Here is a 308-nt window from a genome sequence, read left to right on the forward strand (position 1 = left end):
AGAAGGGCGGTTCGGCGATGTACGTGGAATCGGGCCAGTTGTAGGTGTCGCCGTTGACGCCCTTGATGTTTTCCCAGAGCTTGCCCGGGTTGCTCTTGACCTGGCCGTAGTTGGCCTCGAACGCCTTGGGGTCCAGGGCGTACTTGAGCAGCGATTCGACTTCTTCGGTGGTGGGCCAGATGTCGCCCAGCCAGATGTCGCCCTTCTTGCCACGGCCCACGGGCTCGGTCATCAGGTCGCGCGTGATGTTGCCGGCGATCGCATAAGCGACAACCAGCGGCGGCGAGGCCAGGAAGTTCGCGCGGATG

1 pseudogene is annotated in these 308 nt (G+C 63.3%); it reads right to left on the reverse strand.

Annotation, left to right across the window (positions count from 1 at the left end):
• Window positions 1-308: pseudogene (gene acnA, locus SB751_RS29265) on the reverse strand (aconitate hydratase); the annotation flags it as partial.

It is taken from the genome of Cupriavidus sp. SIMBA_020 (genome assembly GCF_046535395.1).
Lineage (GTDB): Bacteria > Pseudomonadota > Gammaproteobacteria > Burkholderiales > Burkholderiaceae > Cupriavidus > Cupriavidus campinensis.